Below are 19,427 nucleotides of genomic sequence, written 5' to 3'. Positions count from 1 at the left end.
GGTATCAGGCCGTCTCGGTCCAGCGGCGCAGGGCGTTGCGGGCCGCCGCTTCGGGGTCGTCGTCGTCCGCGCGCACGTCCGTGACGTCGTCGCCGGGGGGCTCGGGCCGCATCCAGTCCGATAGCTCGAGGGGAGCGGTCTCGTCTTCCGTCGGCGTCGATGACACGGTCTCGTCCGTCGTGTACTCGGAGAGCGCGTCGGCGTCGTACGTGTCGGTCTGCATCGACGTGTCGACGGCGGCGGCCTGCGGTACGCGCCCAATGGCGGCGAACGCGTCGTCGATCGTCACGGAGTCTTGCGCGAGCGGGGGAGCGTCCCGGACGCTCTCATCGAGCGCCTCGAGCAGGGCGACGGCGTCGGCGACGACGCTTTCCGAACCTGCCGCGTGGCCGTGCACGAGCCAGGACGCGAACTCGAGTTCGGCATGGAGTCGCGCGCGCTCGGACAGCGCTCCGTCAACGGCGCGGGGGGAGGAGGCGGCGTAGGCGTCGAGCACGTCGGTGCGTGCATCCGGAGCGGAGGCGAGCCACCGGAGATCGACGGCGGGGTCGCCGACCGACAGTCCGCCCCACTGCAGAAGGCCCGTGATGCGGGGCACGTCGTCGGCATCGTCTTCGAACAGGAAGGATGCCGGGTCGACGCCGCCGAGGACGACGGTGGTCTCGAATCGCCAGAGGTCGTCGGCGGCGACCGCAGCGCTCCAACGTCGCAACAGGCCGAACGGGAGCGACCCGGTGGCCTCGGCGCGGTCGAGCAGTCGCTCGGCCTCCGCACGCACCTGGGCGGCATCGAGCGCCGGCAGCCCGCTGTCGCGGACGACCGAGGTGGGCAGGGCGTGCACGGCGGCGATGGCGGCAGCGAGTTCCGTTGCGACTCCGGGGCCGGAGGGCACGTGGCCCGCGTCGACGCGGTAGCCGGGCAGCCACGAATGCACGACCACCGGACGCGCGTCGAGCACCGTGTCGCCCAGGATGACGGGCGCGGCCAGCGGCAGCACCGCGCGCACCCCCGCGGTGAGAGCCTGCAGCGCGCGCGCCTCCCCGCGGAGGTCGCGGTCGGCGTCGGCATCGGTGGGCACACGGACGACAACCTGGCGACCGTCGTCGAGCGTGACCAGCGCGCTGTCGTACCGCCCGGCGGCGTTCTCGGAGAGGGCGGCGGCGCTCACGACGCCCGCCCGAGGCAGAGCGGACGTCACCGACGCGGCTAGAGTGAGAGGTGAGCGTGCCATGCCCCCCAGGGTAGGCGGGGCACGTCTCGGCGCCTCCGCGCCACGCCCGCAAGAGAGGTCCTCGATGTCGCCGAAGGACACCCCGCACACGCCTCCGTTGGCGCGCGCACCGCATGATCGTGCCGCCGACGAGCGCCTGGTTCCCGATCTCGTGCCGACGCTGCGCGCGGATTCGGCGAGCCGCGTGCTGGTGGTGTGGGGGGACCGGGCCCCGCTCTCGCCCACCGGGTCGCTCGCGTTCGTCGCGCCCGATGCCGTTGCGGGAGACGCGGGGTGGGCCTTTCTCGGCAGGGATGCCGGGGGCTCCGCTCTGCTCGTCGCCGCGTTCGACGCCGACGCCGACGCTCCCCTCCCGGCACCGGAGTGGGGGGCGTTGCGCGCGGTGGGCGGCGACCTGCCGCCGGAAGAGGCATCCGTATTCGTGAGCGCGTTGGCGCTCGGCCGATGGCTGCTCGACTCGCGGTACTGCCCGCGATGCGGCGGAAGCACGGAGCTGCGAGCGGCGGGATGGTCGCGTCGTTGCACGGTGTGCGGGCGTGAGCATTTCCCCCGCACCGACCCCGCCGTGATCGTGGCCGTCACCGATGCGTCCGGCGATCGCCTGCTTCTCGGCAAGAATGCCCGCTGGGCGCAGCGCAACGTGTACTCCGCCTTCGCCGGCTTCGTGGAGGCGGGCGAGTCGCTCGAGTCCGCTATCGTGCGCGAGATCGCCGAGGAATCGGGGGTGGCCGTGCGCGGCATCCGCTACCGCGGCTCGCAGGCATGGCCCTATCCTCGTTCGCTCATGCTCGGGTTCCACGCGGTCGCCGCCGATCCGGATGCCGCCCGGCCGGACGGCGAGGAGATCGTCGACGTGCGGTGGTTCACCCGTTCCGAGCTGCGCGCGGCGTTCGCTGGCGACGGCGATGTACACCTGCCGGGCGCGGCCTCGATCGCTCACCGCTTGATCCGCGACTGGATCGACGGCGACGAGGATCGGCCGTGACGACGGATCCGCTCGACGGACTCGACGACGCGCAGCGGGAGGCGGCGTCGACATTGCGCGGGCCCGTGTGCGTGCTGGCAGGTGCCGGTACCGGCAAGACACGCGTCATCACGCATCGCATCGCTCACGGGGTCGACACCGGCGCTTACTCCCCGACGCGGGTGATGGCGGTCACGTTCACGGCGAAGGCCGCGGGCGAGATGCGCGGGAGGCTGCGCGCTCTGGGCGTGGCGGGTGTCGCGGCGCGGACGTTCCACGCGGCGGCGTTGGCCCAGCTCAATCACTTCTGGCCACAGGTCGCCGGTGACGTCGCCCCCACGATCCTGTCGGGCAAGGTGAAGATGCTCGGTCAGGCAGCGGATGGCTTGGGCCTCCGTCTCGACGGCGCGACGCTGCGCGATGTCGCCGCGCGGATCGAGTGGCGAAAGGTCACGCTCAGGTCGATCGAGCAGGCGGCGCGCGATCGACCCGACGCAGTCGGTGGGGTCGGCATCCAGGCGCTCGTCGACCTTCAGCACGCGTACGAGAAGCTCAAGGACGAGCGACGCCAGCTCGACTTCGAAGACGTTCTGCTCGCCTGTGCGGGGATGCTGGAGGCCGAGCCGCGCGTGGCGGCGCAGGTGCGCGAGCAGTATCGGCACTTCACGGTGGACGAGTACCAGGACGTTTCGCCCCTGCAGAACCGATTGCTCGAGCTGTGGCTCGGCGACCGACGCGACCTGTGCGTGGTCGGCGATGCGAGCCAGACCATCTACTCCTTCGCGGGAGCCGACCCGCGGTATCTGCTCGGCTTCGGCGACCGCTACGCCGACGCCACCGTCGTGCGACTCGAGCGCAACTACCGCTCCGATCCCGGCATCCTCGATGTCGCGAACGAGCTCATGCGCGGGCGGCCCGGCGCGTTGCGACTGCACTCGGATGCCGAGCCCACGGCGGCTCCCGAGGTCACCGCCTACCCCGACGACGTCGCAGAGGCCCGCGGCGTGGCGGCGCGGATCGCCGGGCTCCTCGCAGCCGGCGAGGATCCCGGAGACATCGCGGTCCTGTATCGGGCGAACGCTCAGTCTGCGGAACTTCTCGCCGCGCTCGCGGCCCGTGGCATCCCGGCTTCCGTCCTCGGCGGAACCCGCTTCTTCGACCTCCCCGAGGTGCGCCAGGCGCTACTGGCGCTGCGCGGAGCGTCGGTCGCGCCCACCGAGGGGGGATTCGTCGCGGCGGTGAGGGACGTGCTGCGCTCGCTCGGACTGACCGACGAACCCCCGGCCGCGGGGGGTGCGCTGCGGGAGGCGTGGGAAGCCCGCTCGGCGCTGCTGCGCCTGGCCGAGGAGGCTCCGGAGGGGATGACACTCCGTCGGTTCACCGACGGCTTGCAGGCCCGTGCCAAGGATCAGCACGAGCCGACGCTGCGCACGGTCACCCTGGCGACGTTGCACGCCGCGAAGGGACTGGAGTGGCCGCACGTCCATCTCGTCGGGTTGTCGGAGGGGCTCCTGCCGATCTCCTACGCGACGACGTTCGAAGCGGTCGACGAGGAGAGGCGACTCGCCTACGTCGGGATCACGCGGGCTGCGCGAACGCTGTCGCTGTCGTGGGCTCAGGCGGCGGGGCATCGAGAGCGGCAGCGCTCGCGGTTCCTTCAGGAGATCGGCACAAGCACTCTGCGTGCGGGCGATGCGAGCGCCAGGTCCGGCGCACGCTCGAAGACGACACGCTGACCGAGTGCGACACGTCGTGCGGTAGTCCGTCGGGCGGCCCGACCAGTGACCCGCCCCGCAGCATCCGGGCGGCGAGGAGAGCCGACTCCTGGAGCAGCGCGGGATCGGTGGGTGTCGGGGTGCGCGACAGGAGCTGCGCCGCGATGACCGGCCACCGGGAGTCGGCGTCGCGCCGGTGCGCATGCCGACACGCTTCGCACGCTGTGCGACCGGGCACGACGAGCGGACCGACAGTGATCCGGTCGCCCGAGAGCTCGACGGGCAGGTGCACGATGTCGGCACGGATGAGCTGGGCTGCTCGGCGGGGGTCGAGCAGGCGGTGGGCAACGACGACGACGGGGAGGCGGTCGTCGTCATGCGGCCAACGGCGCACGTCGACGTCGAACCCGGCGGCGACCAGCGCCCCCGCGAACGTCGTCCCCTCGCCGTGGCTCAGCTTCTCCGGCAGTTCGAGCGCCACCCGCTCCGGGCGGTGTGAGCCGACGAGCGCGGGGCGGATCTGATCCAGGAAGTGCTCGACCGCTCCGCGCTCGGCGCCGAGGTTCTCAGCGAGCGGAGCGACCATCGCGTCGGGGATGCCGTCGACGAGCGCGTCGAGGAGGTGTTCCTGCCACGGGGCGATGTCATCTACGTGAACGACGGCATCGACGCCGAACTGCACCGAGGTGGGCGATCGCCACAGGGGCACGTAAGAGGGAGCGAGCCGCAGCATCCAACGATTGTCGACGCACCCGGGCGTGCGCTGCGGGAACTGTCCACAGACGAGCGTCGGCGTGACGCGGGGCTCAGACGGGGCGCGGACCTTCCGGGCCGTCGTCGTCGGCGGAGTCGCCCGGCGCGGCGCCGTCTGCGCCCTGCTCGGCCTCCGCGAGCAGCGCGTCGAGCGCATCGTCCATCGCGTCGCGGGCGGGAGCATCGCCGCGGGCATGAGCGCGCAGCCGCTCCACGAGCACGGCGGGGTCGTCGATGTCTTCGGCGGACGGCATGAGGTCGGGGTAGTCCCACAGCGCGTCGCGCTCGGCCGTGCCCACGGCGTCGGTCACTGCGCGCCACATGGCGGCGGCCTCGCGCAAGCGCCTCGGACGCAGCTCGAGTCCGACCAGCGACCCCATGGCCCGCTCGGCCGGCCCGCCCACGGCACGGCGGCGCCGCACCGCCTCGGCGATACGGTCGGCGGCGGGGAGGCGGTTCGTGGCATCCGCCGTCACGACATCGACCCATCCTTCGATCGTCGCCAGGAGGTTCTCCAGCCGCGCGAGCGCAGCGGTCTGAGCCTCGGAACGCGCGGGGAGGAGCGCACCGGACTCGAGAGCCTGGCGCAGCTCTTCCGGCGCCGAGGGGTCGAAGCGCGACGCGAGCTCCTCGAGAGCGTCGGTGTCGACGTGCAGTCCACGCGCGAACTCGGTCACCTGCGAGATGACGTGGAGTCGCAACCAGCGCGCGTGGCGGAAGAGGCGGGCGTGCGCCAGTTCACGGGTTGCCAGGTACAGCGCGAGCTGATCGTCGTCGATCTCGAGATCACGCCCGAAGTCCGCGAAGTTCTGCGGCAGGATGGCGGCTTGCCCGTCGGGCATCACCGGGATGCCGACATCGCCCCCCGACACCACCTCCTGTGACAGGCCGCCGATCACCGCCCCGAGCTGTGCGGCGAAGAGCGAGCCGCCGACCGTGCGCATGAGGCGGCCGGCCCCGGCCGCGACGTCACGCATCTCCTCCGGAAGCTGCGTGCCGATGGCCTCGGTCATCGCATCCGCGATGGAGGTGGCCACCGGCTCGGCGAGCTCCTGCCACACGGGAAGGGTCGCCTCGACCCACTGTCCGCGGGTGAGCGCCCGAGCGGGCGTCGGCAGATCGGAGATAGCCGTCGCCTCACTGAGCCACAGGGTCGCGAGGCCGAACGCCTGATCGAAGTCCTGACGGTCGCCGGTCGTGATCCCCAGCCCGTCCTTGTTGGCCAGGTGCAGCGCCTGCGTGCGCGCCGACGCCCAGTCGATCCCGCCGTCGCCGCCGGCGGCGAAAGCTCCCTGGAGCTGACGCATCATCTGCTGGGCCATCGCCGGGTCGATCCCCAACCCGCGCAGCTGCTCGAGCTGCTCGGGGTCGAACCCGCCCTGCCCGCCGAGGAGATTGCGGAGGATCTCCGCGAAGTCGTCGGGGTCGGGTCGCTCGTCGTCGGTCATGTCAGGCGCCTTTCAGCAGGATGATGACATCGCGTTCTACGCTAGTCGCACGTGTTCGCGGCCCGTCCGGCTCGGACCCGTCTCGTGTACGCCGGCGGCGAACGTCCGGCCAGGAAGGTCAGACGTGGCACTGTTCGATGAACGCGACGACATCGTGCGCGCCCCTCGCCGGCGGATGCCGCGCACCACGATCGCGGGCATCTGGGCGGTCACCGTCGCCCTCGTCGCCCTTCTCGCTCTCACCGTCCTGCCCACGTCGTTCGTCGTCCAGCAGCCCGGCCCCGTCTTCAACACGCTCGGGACGGCGGAGGGACCCGACGGCACCCAGGTGCCGCTGATCTCGGTGGCCGGCGCCGACACCTTCGAGACGAGCGGTTCGCTCGACCTCCTCACAGTGCAGGTCGTCGGCAACCGCGATCGCACGCCGTCGTGGTTCGAACTCGCGCTGGCGTGGTTCGACCCTTCCCGCGCGGTCCTTCCCCTCGACGACATCTTCCCGGCCGATCAGACCACCGAGGAGCGCAACGAGCAGAGTGCGGCCATGATGGTCGACTCGCAGAAGGAGGCGACGGCCGCAGCGCTCACCGAGCTCGGCTACGACGTGAAGCCGATGGTCCGCGTCTACTCGCTCACCGAGGACTCCGCGGCGACCGGCATCCTCGAGCCCGACGACATCATCCGTGCCGTCGACGGCACCGCCGTCACCGATACCGGCGCGCTCCGCGATCTCATCAATGCGGCCGACGGCGCGCCCGTCCGGCTGACGATCGAGCGCGGCGACAAGACGGAGGACGTCGAGATCCAACCCCGGCGCACCGACATCGACGGCGAGCAGCTCTGGCTCATCGGCGTGACGACGCTGCACGACTACGTCTTCCCCATCGACGTGACCATTCAGCTCGACAACGTCGGCGGCCCGAGTGCCGGGATGATGTTCGCGCTCGGAATCATCGACACCCTCAGCGAGGGGGAGCTCAACGGAGGCCTCGACGTCGCGGGAACCGGAACGATCGACTCGGCGGGGACGGTCGGTCCGATCGGCGGCATCCGTCAGAAGCTCTACGGCGCCGCGGGTGCGGGCGCGGACTTCTTCCTCGCTCCCGAGAGCAATTGCAACGAGGTCGTGGGTCATGTGCCCGCCGGACTCCGTGTCTTCTCGGTCACCACTCTGGACGATGCGCTCGACGTGCTGTCGACGCTGCGAGACGGGGGCGACCTCGACTCGCTCCCCACCTGTCGCTGACTCGCGCGCGCACCGCCCTCGGTGGCGACGCGGCGCTGGGAGAAGTCGAGGAATCCCCACGGCATCCACCCAGAATGCACGCGCCTAGGATGGAGGGGTGACCACGACCTCAGCGCCGAACCAGGCCACGCCCAGTCCGCTCCGCCGCGCCGTCGGCATCACCCTCGCGGTGATCGCCGCCCTCGTGGTGGCGTTCTTCACCTTCGCGAGCCTCTTCGCCGACTGGCTGTGGTACGAGCAGCTCGGGTTCGACAGCGTCCTCGTGACGCAGTGGACCGCGCGCGTGACCATGTTCGTCATCGGCTTCGCAGCCATGGCGATCCCCGTCTTCGTGGCCATCCAGCTCGCCTATCGACTGCGGCCCGTGTACGCACGGCTCACCTCGCAGCTCGACCACTACCAGGAGGTCGTGGAGCCGCTGCGCAGGCTCGCGATGTGGGGAATCCCCGTGTTCTTTGGGTTCTTCTCCGGCTTCGCGGCGGCGGCCCAGTGGGAGACGGTGTGGCTGTGGCTGAACCGGGTCCCCACGGGGGAGGCCGACCCGCAATTCGGTCTGGACACCGGCTTCTATCTCTTCGAGCTCCCGTTCTACAGCTCCGTTCTCGGCTTCGCGTCCGCTGTCCTGCTCGTGTGTCTGGCGGTCACCGCCGTCGTCGCCTACCTCTACGGTGCCGTGCGCATCGGCCAGCGGGAGCTTCGGATCTCGAAGTCTGCGCGTATCCAGCTCGCCGTGCTGGCGGGTCTCTATCTCGCCGTGCAGGCGGTGAGCATCTGGCTCGACCGCTATAAGACGCTCCTTGCCCAGAACGATCGCATCACCGGTGCCGGATACACCGACGTGAACGCGATCATCCCCGGACTGGCCATCCTCTCGATCGTCGCGGCCATCGTCGCCGCGCTGTTCTTCGTGACGGCGATCATCGGTCGCTGGCGCTTCCCGCTCATCGCGACCGGTCTTCTCATCGTGTCGTCGCTCGTCGTGGGCGTCGCGTACCCGTGGTTCGTCAACCAGTTCCAGGTGATCCCCAACCAGGAGCGCCTCGAGAGCACCTACTACCAGCGCAACATCGACGCGACGAAGGCCGCCTACGGCATCGATGGCCTTGAGAAGAGGGACTACACCGCGCGCACCACGGTGGAGTCCGGCCAGTTGCGCCAGGACGCCGAGACCACCTCGTCGATCCGCATCATGGACCCGGCGATCATTCCGCCGACGGTGCGGCAGCTGGAGCAGTACCGCTCGTACTACCAGTTCCCCGAGGCGCTCGACGTCGACCGGTACGAGATCGACGGGAAGTCGCAGGACACGGTCATGGCCGTGCGTGAGCTCAACCTCTCCCAGCTCGGTCAGGCGGCATCGTGGTACAACACGACGCTCGTCTACACCCACGGCTACGGCATGGTCGCGGCCAAGGGCAACGACCGCACGCCTGACGGCGACCCCGTCTTCCTCGAGCGCGGAATTCCGGCCTCGGGCGTGCTGACGTCGCAGGAGAAGTACGAGCCGCGCATCTACTTCGGCGAGTACTCGCCCACGTACTCGATCGTCGGTGCGCCCGAGGGCACGGACGACATCGAGCTGGACTACCCGCGTGGCACGGACGAGGGCGCGGCGCAGACGAAGACGACGTTCTCGGGCGACGGTGGCCCGGAGATCGGTGGCATCTTCAACCGGCTCATCTACTCCCTCAAGTTCCAGTCGACCGACATCCTCTTCTCGGATGCCGTCAACGAGAAGTCGCAGATCCTCTACGACCGCGACCCGCTGACGCGCGTGCAGAAGGCGGCACCGTACCTCGAGCTCGACAACGACCCGTACCCGTCGATCGTGGACGGCCGGATCGTCTGGATCGTCGACGGGTACACGCTGAGCGCGAACTACCCCTACTCGTCGATCGTGAGCCTCCGTCAGGCGATCAGCGACACGACGACCAACGCCGCGCGCGTCGCACTCGACGACATCAACTACATCCGCAACTCCGTGAAGGCGACCGTCGATGCGTACGACGGTTCCGTGACGCTCTATGCGTGGGACGAGACCGACCCGCTCCTCAAGGCGTGGCAGAAGGTCTATCCGAACACACTCAAGCCCATCTCGGAGATGTCCGGCGACCTGATGAGCCACGTGCGCTACCCGAGCGATCTCTTCAAGGTGCAGCGCGCCATGCTCGGCACGTACCATGTCGACGATGCCGCGTCGTTCTACGCGCGTGACAACGCCTGGAAGACGCCGAACGACCCGGTGTCCAACCGCGACGTGCTCCAGCCTCCGTACTACCTCACGATGCAGATGCCGGGGCAGGACGCACCGTCGTACTCGATGTTCTCGTCGTTCATCCCCGCCTCGGAGGGCGAGGGATCGAGGAACGTGCTGATGGGCTACTTGGCCGTCGATGCGAACGCCGGGTCGGAGAAGGGCGTGAAGAGCGAGGGGTACGGAAAGCTGCGGATGCTGGAGATCAGCGCCGACGTGAGCGTGCCGGGCCCGGGTCAGGTGCAGAACACCTTCAACTCGAACCAGGAGATCTCCTCGCAGGTGAACCTGCTGAAGCAGGGACAGTCCGAGGTGCTCAACGGCAACCTGCTGACGCTGCCGGTCGGCGGTGGCCTGCTGTACGTGCAGCCCGTCTTCGTGCAGGCCTCCAGCGGGACCCAGCTGCCGGCGCTCCGGAAGATCCTCGTCGCCTTCGGTGACAAGGTCGCGTTCGAAGACACTCTGCAGGAGGCGCTGGACGAGATCTTCGGCGGAGATTCCGGTGCCAGCACCGGTGACGGAGACGTGACGCCCACGCCGACGCCGACCCCGTCGCCGAGCGAAACGCCGGGCACCGATCCCGGCACCGGCGGCCAGAACGGCGACTCGCTCGAGCAGGCACTGGCCGACGCCCGTACAGCGATGGAGGCGCGCGATGCGGCCCTGAAGGCCGGAGACCTCACCGCCTTCGCCGAGGCCGACAAGAAACTCACGGATGCCGTCGAGCGGCTGCTCGACCTGAGCGGCGACTGACGCTCCACCACGATCCGACGGGCGGTTTCCTCCACGGGAACCCGCCCGTCGGCGTCTGTGCCGCTACGGCGTCAGTGCCGCTACGGCGTCATGCGACGAACCACCACCAGATGAGCAGGAGGGTCACTCCGAAGCCCGTCAGCTGATTGATCCACAGGAAGCGGCGCCACCCCGTCGTCGCCTCAGCGCAGTCCTCGTCGGCGAGATGACGGTACGGCCACACGGCCACGAGGTAGGGGATCACCAGCAGGGCCGCGAACGGGCCGGGCCACGCCGCGCCGAGGACGACGAGCCCGGCGGCGGCGTAGCATCCGAGCGCGAGTCGAACGGTCGGTCGTGCCCCGAGGACCGTGGCGATCGAGGCGATGCCCGCCTCCCGGTCGGCGACGATGTCCTGCACCGCACCGAACGCGTGGGATGCCACACCCCACAGCGCGAAAGCGGCGATCACCGCAACGAGCGGCCAGGTCCAGGTCGCGTCGGCGAGCACGAGGGCGTAGACGGCGGGGGAGAAGAAGTGGATGCTGCTCGTGATCGAGTCGGCTACGGGACGCTCTTTGAGCCGCAACGGGGGAGCGGAGTAGAACACGACGAAGAACAGGCTGAGTGCGAGGACGAGCCACGACAGCGGTGAGCCGACGACGGCGAGGAAGACGACGAACGGCAAGGACGCGATCGCAGAGGCCCACAGGGTGACGCGATGGAAGCGACGGTCAAGAACCGACCCTTGTGCGCCACCCTTGCGGGGGTTGCGGAGATCGGATTCGTAGTCGAACACGTCGTTGATGCCGTACATCGCGAGGTTGTAGGGCACGAGGAAGAAGAGCGTGCCCACGACGAGCGTGACGTCGATCTCTCGGGTGGTGAGCAGGTACGCCGCCGCGAACGGATACGCGGTGTTGATCCAGCTGACAGGCCTCGATGCGAGGAGGAGCTGCCGCAGGGTTCCGGTCATGAGACGCGCCGCCGTTCGAGGAGAGTACGCACCGCGGGCACGAGGAACGCGGCGCAGAGCGGGTAGGAGAAGTCTTCGATGGGTGCGAGGCCGATGCGCACCCCGCTGATGAGATGCTCCGGGTAGGTGAAGAGGCCTGCCGCGATCATCACATTGTCGAAGACGGCGGTGAGTATCAGCAGCACGGCCGCAGCGATCCCGGACGCCGCCATGCGAGCGGGGAAGTGGGGCATCCGCAGGGTGGCGAGGGTTACGGCGATCGTCACCGCGACGAACGGCAGCACAATGAGGCCGTACATCACGCGTTCTCGTCCGCGACCCGCGTCCGCTCCTGACGACGGCTCACGGCCCCGTGCACGAGGAGGGCCAGATAGCAGAGGAACGCCAGGAAGACCGGTTCCTCCACCGGAAGGTGAGCGGCGAGATCCCAACCGAGCAGGAGAGGGCTGTCGCCCTTGACGAACACGCCTGTGGCGATGCCGACGGCATCCCAGGCGAGGAAGAAGGCCGTTCCGAGGGCGATCGCCACCGCCGCGCGCCCGGCGCCCGCCGACCACAGTACGAGCCGGAAGCGCGCGTCGAGCAGCGCGAGCCCGGTGGCCGACAGCAGCAGGCACGCCAGGTACAGTCCGGGCACGTCAGTCCTCCGCCCGAGCCGGCACGGGAAGCCGGCCGGCTCCGCGGTCGCCGCGGAGGCGCTTGACCACGAGTTCCGCCGAGATGAGGCACATCGGAAGCCCGATGCCGGGCAGCACCGTCGAGCCGGCGTAGTACAGATCGGCGACCTTCGGCGACGCGTTGCGCGGGCGGAAGATCGCGCTCTGGGTGAGCGTGTGCGACAGTCCGAGAGCCCCGCCGCGCCACGCATGCAGATCCTGCTCGAAGTCGGCGGGCATGATCGTGCGACGCACGCGGACGCGGGCGGCGAGATCGGGGATGCCGGTCCACTGCGCGATCTGGTCGATCACCCGATCGGCCATCTCCTCCACGCGCGCGTCGCCGCCACGATCGACGCCGCCGTGACCGAGAGCGGGGTCGGCGGGAATCGGAACGAGGACGAACAGATTCTCCGATCCCGAAGGTGCCACGGTGTCGTCGGTCGCCGACGGACGGCACACGTACAGGGATGCCGGTTCGGGAATACGCGTCTGCGCACCGTAGATGTCGCCGAAGTTCGTCTCCCAGTCGCGGGCGAACAACAACGTGTGGTGTTCCAGCTCCGGGAGGCTCCCGTCGACGCCGAGAAGGAGCAGCAGGGCGCCGGGGCCGGGCTTGCGGCGTCGCCACCACCGTTCGGGGTAGGCGCGGTGCGCAGCGGGCAGGAGGGCCGTCTCGGTGTGGTGGAGGTCGGCGCCCGAGACGACGATGTCGGAGAGGTGCACGTACCCGTCGGCGAGCCTGACCCCCGTCGCCGTACCGTTCTCGACGAGGATCTCGTCGACTGCGGCGTTCGTGCGGATGTCGACACCGCGGGCGCGAGCCAACCGCTCAATCGCCGCGATCACCTCCGTGAAGCCACCGCGAGGGTACTGCACGCCGTCATCGAGATCGAGGTGCGACATCAGGTGGTAGAGACTCGGCGCGTCGAACGGCGAGGCACCCAGGAAGACCGCCGGGTAGCCCAGGATCTGGCGCAGCACGGGGTCGGAGAAGAACCGAGCGACGTGCGACGCGAGGGGACGCAGCAGCAGCGGTGCGAGGCGCCCCAACTGCGAGAGCACCCGCCGATCGCGCAGGCCCTCGGTAGATGCGTAGGTGTCGTAGAGGAACTGCGACACCGCCAGCTCGTAGGCATCCGCCGCGGAGTCGAGATACGCGTCCAGACGCGGACCCGACCCCGGCTCGCGGGCCTCGAACAGCTCGCGTACGGCATCCCTGCCCGTGACGACGTCGACGCGGTCGCCTGGGCCTTCGCCGTCGGGCTGCGCGTACACGCGGTATGCGGGGGTCAGGGGCACGAGATCGAGCTCGGCCTCCGAGCTCGTGCCCAGCAGGGCGAAGAAGTGATCGAACACCTCGGGCATGAGGTACCAGCTCGGGCCGGTGTCGAAGCGGAATCCATCGCGCGTCCAGCTGCCCGCGCGCCCGCCGACCTCGTCGCGGGCCTCGAAGAGCGTGACCGACCAGCCGTCCTCCGCGAGAAGGGCGGCGGTCGCGAGCCCCGCGATTCCACCGCCGATGATCGTCGCTGTGCGGCTCATGGGGTAGACCTCCGGGGTGCGCGGCCCGCGATCGCCTGAGCGGCGATCCGTGCCTTGACGGTGCGGGGAACGCTGACGCGCACGTTCTCGTCGGAGTTCCGGAGACGTACCGCGAGTTCCCGGAACAGGCCGTGCGCCGTCGTGACGGCACGTCGGCAGTCCCGCGGGAGATCGGGGATCACGGCGGCCGCGGCGTCGAGGTCGCGATCGATGCGCTCCAGGACGGTGGCTCGGTCGGTGGCCCCGCCGATCCCGAGGTAATCCCGCCCCAGCCGCTCGGAGTCGTCCGCCTGGTCACGCAGGAAGTTGATGTCCTGGAAGGCGGCTCCCAGTCGTCTGGCGCCTTCGACGAGACGTGCATCGGGGATGCGCGGTGCCGGATGGCCGGCGTTGACGAACACCTGCAGACACATGAGACCGACCACTTCGGCGGAGCCGTAGACGTAGGACTCGTGGGATGCCGCGTCGTGCGCGGCGAGGTCGAGATCGGTGCGCATGGACGCGAAGAACGGGCGGATGAGGTCTTCGCCGATGCCGCATGCGCGAGCCGTCGTGGCGAACGCGTGCACGATGAGGTCGACACTGAATCCGCGGTCGATGGCCGCGAGAGTCTCGATCTCCAGGGAGTCCAGGAGCACGCGTTGCTGGTCGCGGTCGAGCCCGGCGGCCTCAGCGGCACCGTCGACGATCTCGTCGGCCACGCGGACCAGAGCGTAGATCTCGCGCACCTGGGGTCGGACGCGCGGTCCGAGGAGCCGTGTCGCGAGTGCGAAGGACGTCGAGTAGTTCGCGATGACGGCCGCGGCGGCATCGCGCGCACAGCGGTCGTACAGCTCGCCCCCCGTCACGGGATACGCCGCTCGATGGCATCCGCGATCCCCGCGAGGAGCATGACGGCGGGGGGCGGCAGCTCGGGGGAGGCCGCGTGGGCCCGGGCCCGGCGGAGGTTGGCGCGCACGAGCTCTTCGACTCCCGCACGTGCGCCGCTCGCCTCGATCTCGCGCTGCGCGCGGCGCACGGCGATCGGTCCCGTATGGGCCTCGGCCAGAGCGTCGCTCACGCGGGACCACGACTCGCTCTGCCGTGCCAGCGCGATCAGCGGCGTGCGCTTGGCCTCGCGCAGATCGGCGCCGGGGTCTCGCCCGGCTTGGCTGCGGGAGCCGAAGGTGCCGATCAGGTCGTCGACGAGCTGGAACGCGAGCCCGAGCGCCGCCGCCGCGTCGGCGAGGGCGGGGTGCGAGGCGGCGCCGGCGAGGATGGCGCCGGCGCGCAGCGGTGCACGGAAGGAGTACACGGCCGTCTTGTCGTGTGCCGCGGTCAGCAGCGCTTCGGCGTCGGGCAGATCGGCCCGAGCCGCGTGCTCGGCGTCGGCCAGTTCGCCGACCGCCGACACGAGGAGCGCTTCGTCGAGCACCGCGAACAGCTGGTCGCGCTCGACGTCGGTGAGCGCGGCCGTCGCGACCAGACGCGTGGCCTCGAACAGCAGGAGATCCCCGGCGAGCACCGCCGCGGCATCCGCGACGACGGCGGTCCCGTGCGCATCGGCTCCGAAGCTCTGGGCCCGTGCGCGGAATCGCCCCGAGACGTTGGGGATGCCGCGACGCTCGTCGTCGCGGTCGATCAGGTCGTCGTGGACCAGGAGTGCCGTGTGGAGGATCTCGAAAGCGGCGGCGACGTCCCACAGTGCCGGGACGGCATCCGTGTCTCCGCCGTATGCCGTGAAGGCGGCGACGACCAGTGCCGGACGCAGCCGTTTGCCGTCGGACGCCGCAGCGTGAACAGCCGAGGTGAGTGCTTGGGCCGACTCGCCGTGGGGCTGAGCCCGTGCGGCCAGTCGGGTCAGGGCGCGATCGATGGCACCGTCGACGCTCTCGCGGTGCTCGGGAGCGAGCTCGATCACGAAGCTCTCCGCTCCTGCCCGTTGGAGAGCACGTCGAGCTGTTCTGCCTGGAGGACGAGCCACGGGCTGAAGGCCCACGGGGTCACACGCAGGCCGGTGGCCAGTTCCATCGGATCGACCCAGCGCGCCTCGGCGACCTCACGCGGATTGAGATCGGGCTCGTCGTCGGTCACCGCGATGTAGACGGGGCACACTTCGTGCTCCACGATGCCGCTGGCGTCGACGGCGCGGTAGCGGAAGAGGGGGAGGGCGAGGCGTACGTCACGCAGGGTGATCCCCAGCTCGTGCTCGGCGCGCCGGTGGACGGCGTCGATGACGGGCTCAGCGGGACGCGGGTGGCCGCAGAAGGAATTGCTCCACACACCGGGCCAGGTGCCCTTGTCGAGCGCGCGCCGCGTGACGAGGGTCTCGCCCCGTGCGTTGTACACGTGGCAGGAGAATGCGAGGTGCAGCGCCGTGTCGGTCCCGTGCACACTGGCCTTCGGGGCCGTGCCGATCTCCCGTCCGTCGTCATCGAGTAGGACGACGAGCTCTGTCGGCGACATGCGGTTCCCTCCATTGCTAGTTTATCTAGCGATTTTCAGCGATACTACCTACTCGGAGAGGAGGTGTCCACACGGTGCAGGAGCGGTGGGTACCCACGACGCCCCGCGACGGGCTCGTACTCGAGGCGATGCGCGCCGTCCGGGCATTCTCCGACGCGATGGACCGTATGCACGGAACTCTACGCGGCGACATGGACATGAACGCGAGCGACCTCGCCGCCCTGCGCATGCTCATCGTGCGGGAGCAGCGCGGGCACTGGGTGTCGCCTCACGACATCGCCTCTCACCTCGCGATCTCCACCGCCTCCACCACGAAGCTGCTCGATCGGCTGACTCGGAGCGGGCACCTCGAACGTCGACCGCACCCGCACGATCGACGCGCGCGGGTCGTCGTGCTGTCGGAGGCTGCCCGCACGGAGTTCTACCGGCATCTCGGCGCGCGAATGACGAAGATGCGCGTCGCGGCGGAGTCCTACAGTGACGACGAACTGCGCGCGATCGTCCGTTTTCTCGGCGACATGGAGGAGGCGCTGACACCGGCGCCAGACGCGAACCGTCCTGCCGACGAGTGACAAAAGGCCGGTCCGCGACCAAAAAGAAGAAGGCGCCCCGTGCGGGACGCCTTCTTCATCTGTTGCGGGGACAGGATTTGAACCTGCGACCTCTGGGTTATGAGCCCAGCGAGCTACCGAGCTGCTCCACCCCGCGGCACAAGAAGCGAGCCTAGCACGGATTCGAGGCGGCGTCGAACCGGAGCGGTGCGTGCGAGTGTCCTGTTGTCTCAGGCGAGTGCGGCGAGCGAGGATGGCGGCATGGCATCCACAGGGGCTTCACCCGCCGGCGACCCGCCCCCCGACGCCCGTCCGGGAGACGGGCGCGAGGAGACGGCCAACGAGCGTGCGGACCGCAACTGGAACGAGGTCCTGCAGGAGCTTCGGGTGCTGCAGACCGGGACGCAGATCCTGACGGGTTTTCTGCTGGCGCTCGCGTTCCAGCCGGCGTTCGCCGACCTGTCGTCGGGGCAGCGCACGTTCTACCTCGTGCTCGTCGTTCTCGCGGCTCTCAGTGCGATCATCGCGCTCGCGCCTGTGGCCCTCCACCGTCTGCTCTTCCGGCGCGGCGTCAAGCCGACCATCGTCGCCTACGGCCATGCCTCGCTGCTGACCGCGCTGCTGACGGTGTCCGCCATGATGGTGGGTGTGGTGGCATTCGTGTTCGACATCGTGGTGGGTGACGCCGCCGCCTGGGTGACGGGCGGCGTGATGGCCCTCGTCATCGTCCTCCTCTGGATCGTGATGCCCGCCCTCGTGCGCTCGCGACGCATCGAAGCGGCCAGCCGATGAGCCGGGATGCCGTCGCCGTCGCGGTTGCGCAGTTCGCTCCGACGGCCGATGAGGACGCTAATCTCGCGGCCATCGGCGAGCTCACCGAACGCGCCGCAGCGCGGGGTGCGCGCGTCGTCCTGTTTCCGGAGTACGCGAGCTACTTCCTCGATCCGTTCGACGACTCGCTCGTCGAGCACGCCCAGGAGATCGACGGCCCGTTCGCCGGTGCCCTCCGCGAGCTCGCGCAGCGCCACAGCGTCACGGTGGTGGCCGGTCTCCTCGAGCGCGGGGGCGGACGGCGGGTGCGGAACGCCGTCATCGCCGTCGACGGTTCCGGCGTGCGGGCCGTCTACCGGAAACTGCACCTCTACGACGCCTTCGGTCAGCGGGAGTCGGATTGGGTCGAGCCGGGAGAGATCGGCGAGCCCCAGACGTTCGAGGTCGACGGCATCCGCTTCGCCCTGATGACCTGCTACGACGTGCGCTTCCCGGAAGTGGCGCGACTGCTCGCCGACACGGGCGCTCAGGTCGTGCTCGTGGCGGCGGACTGGGTGCGCGGTCCGCTCAAGGAGCACCACTGGCGCACGCTCCTGCACGCGCGCGCCATCGAGAACACCCTCTTCGTCGCGGCGGCGGATCATCCGCCGCCTCTCGGTGTCGGCGCCTCCATGATCGTCGACCCTCAGGGGGTCGAGATCGCGGCGGTGGGGACCGCTCGGGATGTCGCGGTGGCGCACCTCGACCCCGAGGCGGTCGATCGTGTGCGCCGCGTCAACCCCGCACTGCGGCTACGGCGGTTCGCCGTCACACCGCGCACGGGAACACCGGCCCCCGACGCGACGCGCAGCTGAGCGGCGTCAGCGGCCGAGGGCGGCGAGCCGCGCCGATGCCTCTTCGATGACGTCGACCCGCTTGCACGCCGCGAATCGCACGAGCGTGGCGTAGTCCTGGCGATGCTCCGGCGTGACGAACGCGGTCAGCGGGATCGCGGCGACCCCCGCGCGGGCGGGCATCAGACGGCAGAGGGCGTCGGCATCCGCAACACCCAGTCGATCGCAGAGATCCGCTGCATCCGCGACCGTGAAGTAGCCGCCACGCGGCGGGATTACATCGAAGCCCGCGGCGCGAAGGCCGGCAGCGAGCACCTCGTGCTTGTCGGCGAGCGTGGAGGCGAGACCGGCGAAGAACCCGTCGTCCAGGTGCAACCCCACCGCGATCGCCGGCTGGAACGGTCCGCCGTTGACGTACGTGAGCCACTGCTTCACCGCGAGCACCGCGTCGACGAGCTCCGCCGGGCCGGTCACCCAGCCGATCTTCCAGCCCGTCGTGGAGAACGTCTTCCCTCCGGACGAGATCGTGAGCGTGCGCTCCCGTGCCTCCTCGCGGCGCGCGATGGGCGCGTGGGTCGCGCCGAACACCAGGTGCTCGTAGACCTCGTCGGTCACGATGACCGCGTCGTGACGCGCCGCCAGGCGCACCACCTCGTCCAGGACCTCTTCGGTCAGTACTGCGCCGGTGGGGTTGTGCGGGTCGTTGACGAGGATGACGCGCGTGCGATCGGTCACGGCGCGGCGGAGGTCGTCCGCGTCCGGCTGGAAGTCGGGCCGTCGCAGCGGCACCGTCACGAGGCGCGCACCGGCGAGGGCGACACACGCGGCGTACGCGTCGTAGTAGGGCTCGAAGACCACGACCTCGTCGTCCGGACCGTCGATGAGCGCGAGCAGCGTGGCGGCGAGCGCTTCGGTGGCCCCGGCGGTCACGAGCACCTCTCGGTCGGGATCCACGGGGATGCCGTAGAAGCGGGCTTGGTGCTCGGAGATCGCCGCGCGCAGGTCGGGGGTCCCGCGTCCCGGCGGATACTGGTTGCCTCCGGAGGCGATCGCGGCACGAGCCGCTTCGAGGACGACGGCCGGGCCGTCCTCGTCGGGGAACCCCTGACCGAGGTTGATCGCTCCGTGTTCGACCGCGAGGGCGCTCATCTCGGCGAAGATGGTGGGGATGCCGGTGCCGTCGGGACCGAGGAGGCCCGCTCCGCGGGCAGCGCGGGACCAGGCTCCGGGGACGTGTCGCATCGGCCTCACGCTACACGCATAGCGACATCGGGGTGCGGGCATAAGGAACGCACAGAAACCGGGGCCAT

General features: G+C 70.0%; 17 protein-coding genes and 1 tRNA gene. 7 read left to right on the top strand and 11 right to left on the bottom strand.

All coding sequences use genetic code 11. The features are described 5' to 3' along the window. Positions 1–4: 4 nt before the first annotated feature. Entirely contained in the window at positions 5–1,231 is a 1,227-nt protein-coding gene (locus tag ACSQ18_RS08605) for a phosphotransferase (protein ID WP_436036767.1), read from the bottom strand. Positions 1,232–1,295: 64 nt separating this feature from the next. Between ACSQ18_RS08605 and nudC the strand changes: the two genes are divergently transcribed. Next, a complete protein-coding gene (gene nudC / locus ACSQ18_RS08600) occupies positions 1,296–2,216 on the top strand; it encodes an NAD(+) diphosphatase (protein WP_436036766.1) in 921 nt (306 codons plus the stop codon). After that, complete coding sequence (locus tag ACSQ18_RS08595; RefSeq protein ID WP_436036765.1) at positions 2,213–3,931, top strand: ATP-dependent helicase; 1,719 nt, start codon at positions 2,213–2,215, stop codon at positions 3,929–3,931. Before nudC ends, ACSQ18_RS08595 begins: the two co-directional genes overlap by 4 nt. 785 nt (positions 3,932–4,716) lie before the next feature. Here ACSQ18_RS08595 and ACSQ18_RS08590 read toward each other — a convergent pair. Then, the gene (locus tag ACSQ18_RS08590) at positions 4,717–6,111 is read right to left on the bottom strand and encodes a zinc-dependent metalloprotease (protein ID WP_436036764.1); all 1,395 of its coding nucleotides are present in this window, start codon (positions 6,109–6,111) and stop codon (positions 4,717–4,719) included. 124 nt (positions 6,112–6,235) lie between these two features. Between ACSQ18_RS08590 and ACSQ18_RS08585 the strand changes: the two genes are divergently transcribed. Both ACSQ18_RS08585 and ACSQ18_RS08580 read left to right on the top strand, forming a co-directional pair. Next, complete coding sequence (locus tag ACSQ18_RS08585) at positions 6,236–7,354, top strand: YlbL family protein (RefSeq protein ID WP_436036763.1); 1,119 nt, start codon at positions 6,236–6,238, stop codon at positions 7,352–7,354. A 97-nt stretch (positions 7,355–7,451) separates the two neighbouring features. Then, positions 7,452–10,361 carry a UPF0182 family membrane protein gene (locus ACSQ18_RS08580; protein ID WP_436036762.1) on the top strand — a complete coding sequence of 970 codons (2,910 nt, stop codon included), beginning with the start codon at positions 7,452–7,454 and terminating at the stop codon, positions 10,359–10,361. Positions 10,362–10,449: 88 nt separating this feature from the next. Here the strand turns inward: ACSQ18_RS08580 and ACSQ18_RS08575 are convergent, their stop codons facing one another. From ACSQ18_RS08575 to idi, 7 genes are read right to left on the bottom strand one after another with little or no spacing between them, the layout of a single operon-like run. Further along, a complete protein-coding gene (locus ACSQ18_RS08575; protein ID WP_436036761.1) occupies positions 10,450–11,316 on the bottom strand; it encodes a prenyltransferase in 867 nt (288 codons plus the stop codon). Further along, positions 11,313–11,618: a lycopene cyclase domain-containing protein gene (locus ACSQ18_RS08570; RefSeq protein WP_436036760.1), complete on the bottom strand. Its 306-nt coding sequence runs from the start codon at positions 11,616–11,618 to the stop codon at positions 11,313–11,315. The genes ACSQ18_RS08575 and ACSQ18_RS08570 overlap by 4 nt, the downstream gene beginning before the upstream one ends. Further along, complete coding sequence (locus tag ACSQ18_RS08565; RefSeq protein ID WP_436036759.1) at positions 11,615–11,953, bottom strand: lycopene cyclase domain-containing protein; 339 nt, start codon at positions 11,951–11,953, stop codon at positions 11,615–11,617. The genes ACSQ18_RS08570 and ACSQ18_RS08565 overlap by 4 nt, the downstream gene beginning before the upstream one ends. 1 nt (position 11,954) lies before the next feature. After that, complete coding sequence (gene crtI / locus ACSQ18_RS08560; RefSeq protein WP_436036757.1) at positions 11,955–13,517, bottom strand: phytoene desaturase family protein; 1,563 nt, start codon at positions 13,515–13,517, stop codon at positions 11,955–11,957. After that, positions 13,514–14,365 carry a phytoene/squalene synthase family protein gene (locus ACSQ18_RS08555; protein ID WP_436036756.1) on the bottom strand — a complete coding sequence of 284 codons (852 nt, stop codon included), beginning with the start codon at positions 14,363–14,365 and terminating at the stop codon, positions 13,514–13,516. The genes crtI and ACSQ18_RS08555 overlap by 4 nt, the downstream gene beginning before the upstream one ends. After that, on the bottom strand, positions 14,362–15,417 hold the full coding sequence (locus ACSQ18_RS08550; protein WP_436036755.1) for a polyprenyl synthetase family protein: 1,056 nt from the start codon (positions 15,415–15,417) through the stop codon (positions 14,362–14,364). The genes ACSQ18_RS08555 and ACSQ18_RS08550 overlap by 4 nt, the downstream gene beginning before the upstream one ends. Continuing rightward, positions 15,414–15,962 (bottom strand): isopentenyl-diphosphate Delta-isomerase, encoded by a 549-nt coding sequence (idi, locus tag ACSQ18_RS08545; RefSeq protein ID WP_436036754.1) that lies wholly within the window; start codon positions 15,960–15,962, stop codon positions 15,414–15,416. The genes ACSQ18_RS08550 and idi overlap by 4 nt, the downstream gene beginning before the upstream one ends. Positions 15,963–16,153: 191 nt before the next feature. On the opposite strand from idi, the gene ACSQ18_RS08540 reads away from it, so the two are divergent. Further along, the gene (locus tag ACSQ18_RS08540) at positions 16,154–16,534 is read left to right on the top strand and encodes a MarR family winged helix-turn-helix transcriptional regulator (RefSeq protein ID WP_436036753.1); all 381 of its coding nucleotides are present in this window, start codon (positions 16,154–16,156) and stop codon (positions 16,532–16,534) included. 62 nt (positions 16,535–16,596) lie between these two features. Here ACSQ18_RS08540 and ACSQ18_RS08535 read toward each other — a convergent pair. After that, positions 16,597–16,670, bottom strand: a tRNA-Met gene (locus ACSQ18_RS08535). Between the two features lie 104 nt (positions 16,671–16,774). Here ACSQ18_RS08535 and ACSQ18_RS08530 point away from each other — a divergent pair. Both ACSQ18_RS08530 and ACSQ18_RS08525 read left to right on the top strand, forming a co-directional pair. Then, positions 16,775–17,305, top strand: a complete 531-nt coding sequence (locus ACSQ18_RS08530; protein WP_436036752.1) for a DUF6328 family protein — start codon at positions 16,775–16,777, stop codon at positions 17,303–17,305. Further along, the gene (locus tag ACSQ18_RS08525) at positions 17,302–18,138 is read left to right on the top strand and encodes a carbon-nitrogen hydrolase family protein (protein ID WP_436036751.1); all 837 of its coding nucleotides are present in this window, start codon (positions 17,302–17,304) and stop codon (positions 18,136–18,138) included. The genes ACSQ18_RS08530 and ACSQ18_RS08525 overlap by 4 nt, the downstream gene beginning before the upstream one ends. Before the next feature lie 6 nt (positions 18,139–18,144). Here the strand turns inward: ACSQ18_RS08525 and ACSQ18_RS08520 are convergent, their stop codons facing one another. Beyond that, entirely contained in the window at positions 18,145–19,359 is a 1,215-nt protein-coding gene (locus tag ACSQ18_RS08520; protein ID WP_436036749.1) for an aminotransferase class I/II-fold pyridoxal phosphate-dependent enzyme, read from the bottom strand. Positions 19,360–19,427: the final 68 nt, after the last annotated feature.

This window comes from Microbacterium sp. LjRoot45 (assembly GCF_964253325.1).
GTDB lineage: Bacteria > Actinomycetota > Actinomycetes > Actinomycetales > Microbacteriaceae > Microbacterium.
The sequence above is the reverse complement of the archived record's forward strand: the minus strand, read 5'-3'. Positions and strand labels throughout refer to the sequence as shown.

Coding starts and splice junctions, on each gene's coding strand:
- crtI (WP_436036757.1), bottom strand. CDS start 13,517: ATGAGCCGCACAGCGACGATCATCGGCGGTGGAATCGCGGGGCTCGCG.
- ACSQ18_RS08525 (WP_436036751.1), top strand. CDS start 17,302: ATGAGCCGGGATGCCGTCGCCGTCGCGGTTGCGCAGTTCGCTCCGACG.
- nudC (WP_436036766.1), top strand. CDS start 1,296: ATGTCGCCGAAGGACACCCCGCACACGCCTCCGTTGGCGCGCGCACCG.
- ACSQ18_RS08530 (WP_436036752.1), top strand. CDS start 16,775: ATGGCATCCACAGGGGCTTCACCCGCCGGCGACCCGCCCCCCGACGCC.
- ACSQ18_RS08590 (WP_436036764.1), bottom strand. CDS start 6,111: ATGACCGACGACGAGCGACCCGACCCCGACGACTTCGCGGAGATCCTC.
- ACSQ18_RS08540 (WP_436036753.1), top strand. CDS start 16,154: ATGGACATGAACGCGAGCGACCTCGCCGCCCTGCGCATGCTCATCGTG.
- ACSQ18_RS08520 (WP_436036749.1), bottom strand. CDS start 19,359: ATGCGACACGTCCCCGGAGCCTGGTCCCGCGCTGCCCGCGGAGCGGGC.
- idi (WP_436036754.1), bottom strand. CDS start 15,962: ATGTCGCCGACAGAGCTCGTCGTCCTACTCGATGACGACGGACGGGAG.
- ACSQ18_RS08605 (WP_436036767.1), bottom strand. CDS start 1,231: ATGGCACGCTCACCTCTCACTCTAGCCGCGTCGGTGACGTCCGCTCTG.
- ACSQ18_RS08575 (WP_436036761.1), bottom strand. CDS start 11,316: ATGACCGGAACCCTGCGGCAGCTCCTCCTCGCATCGAGGCCTGTCAGC.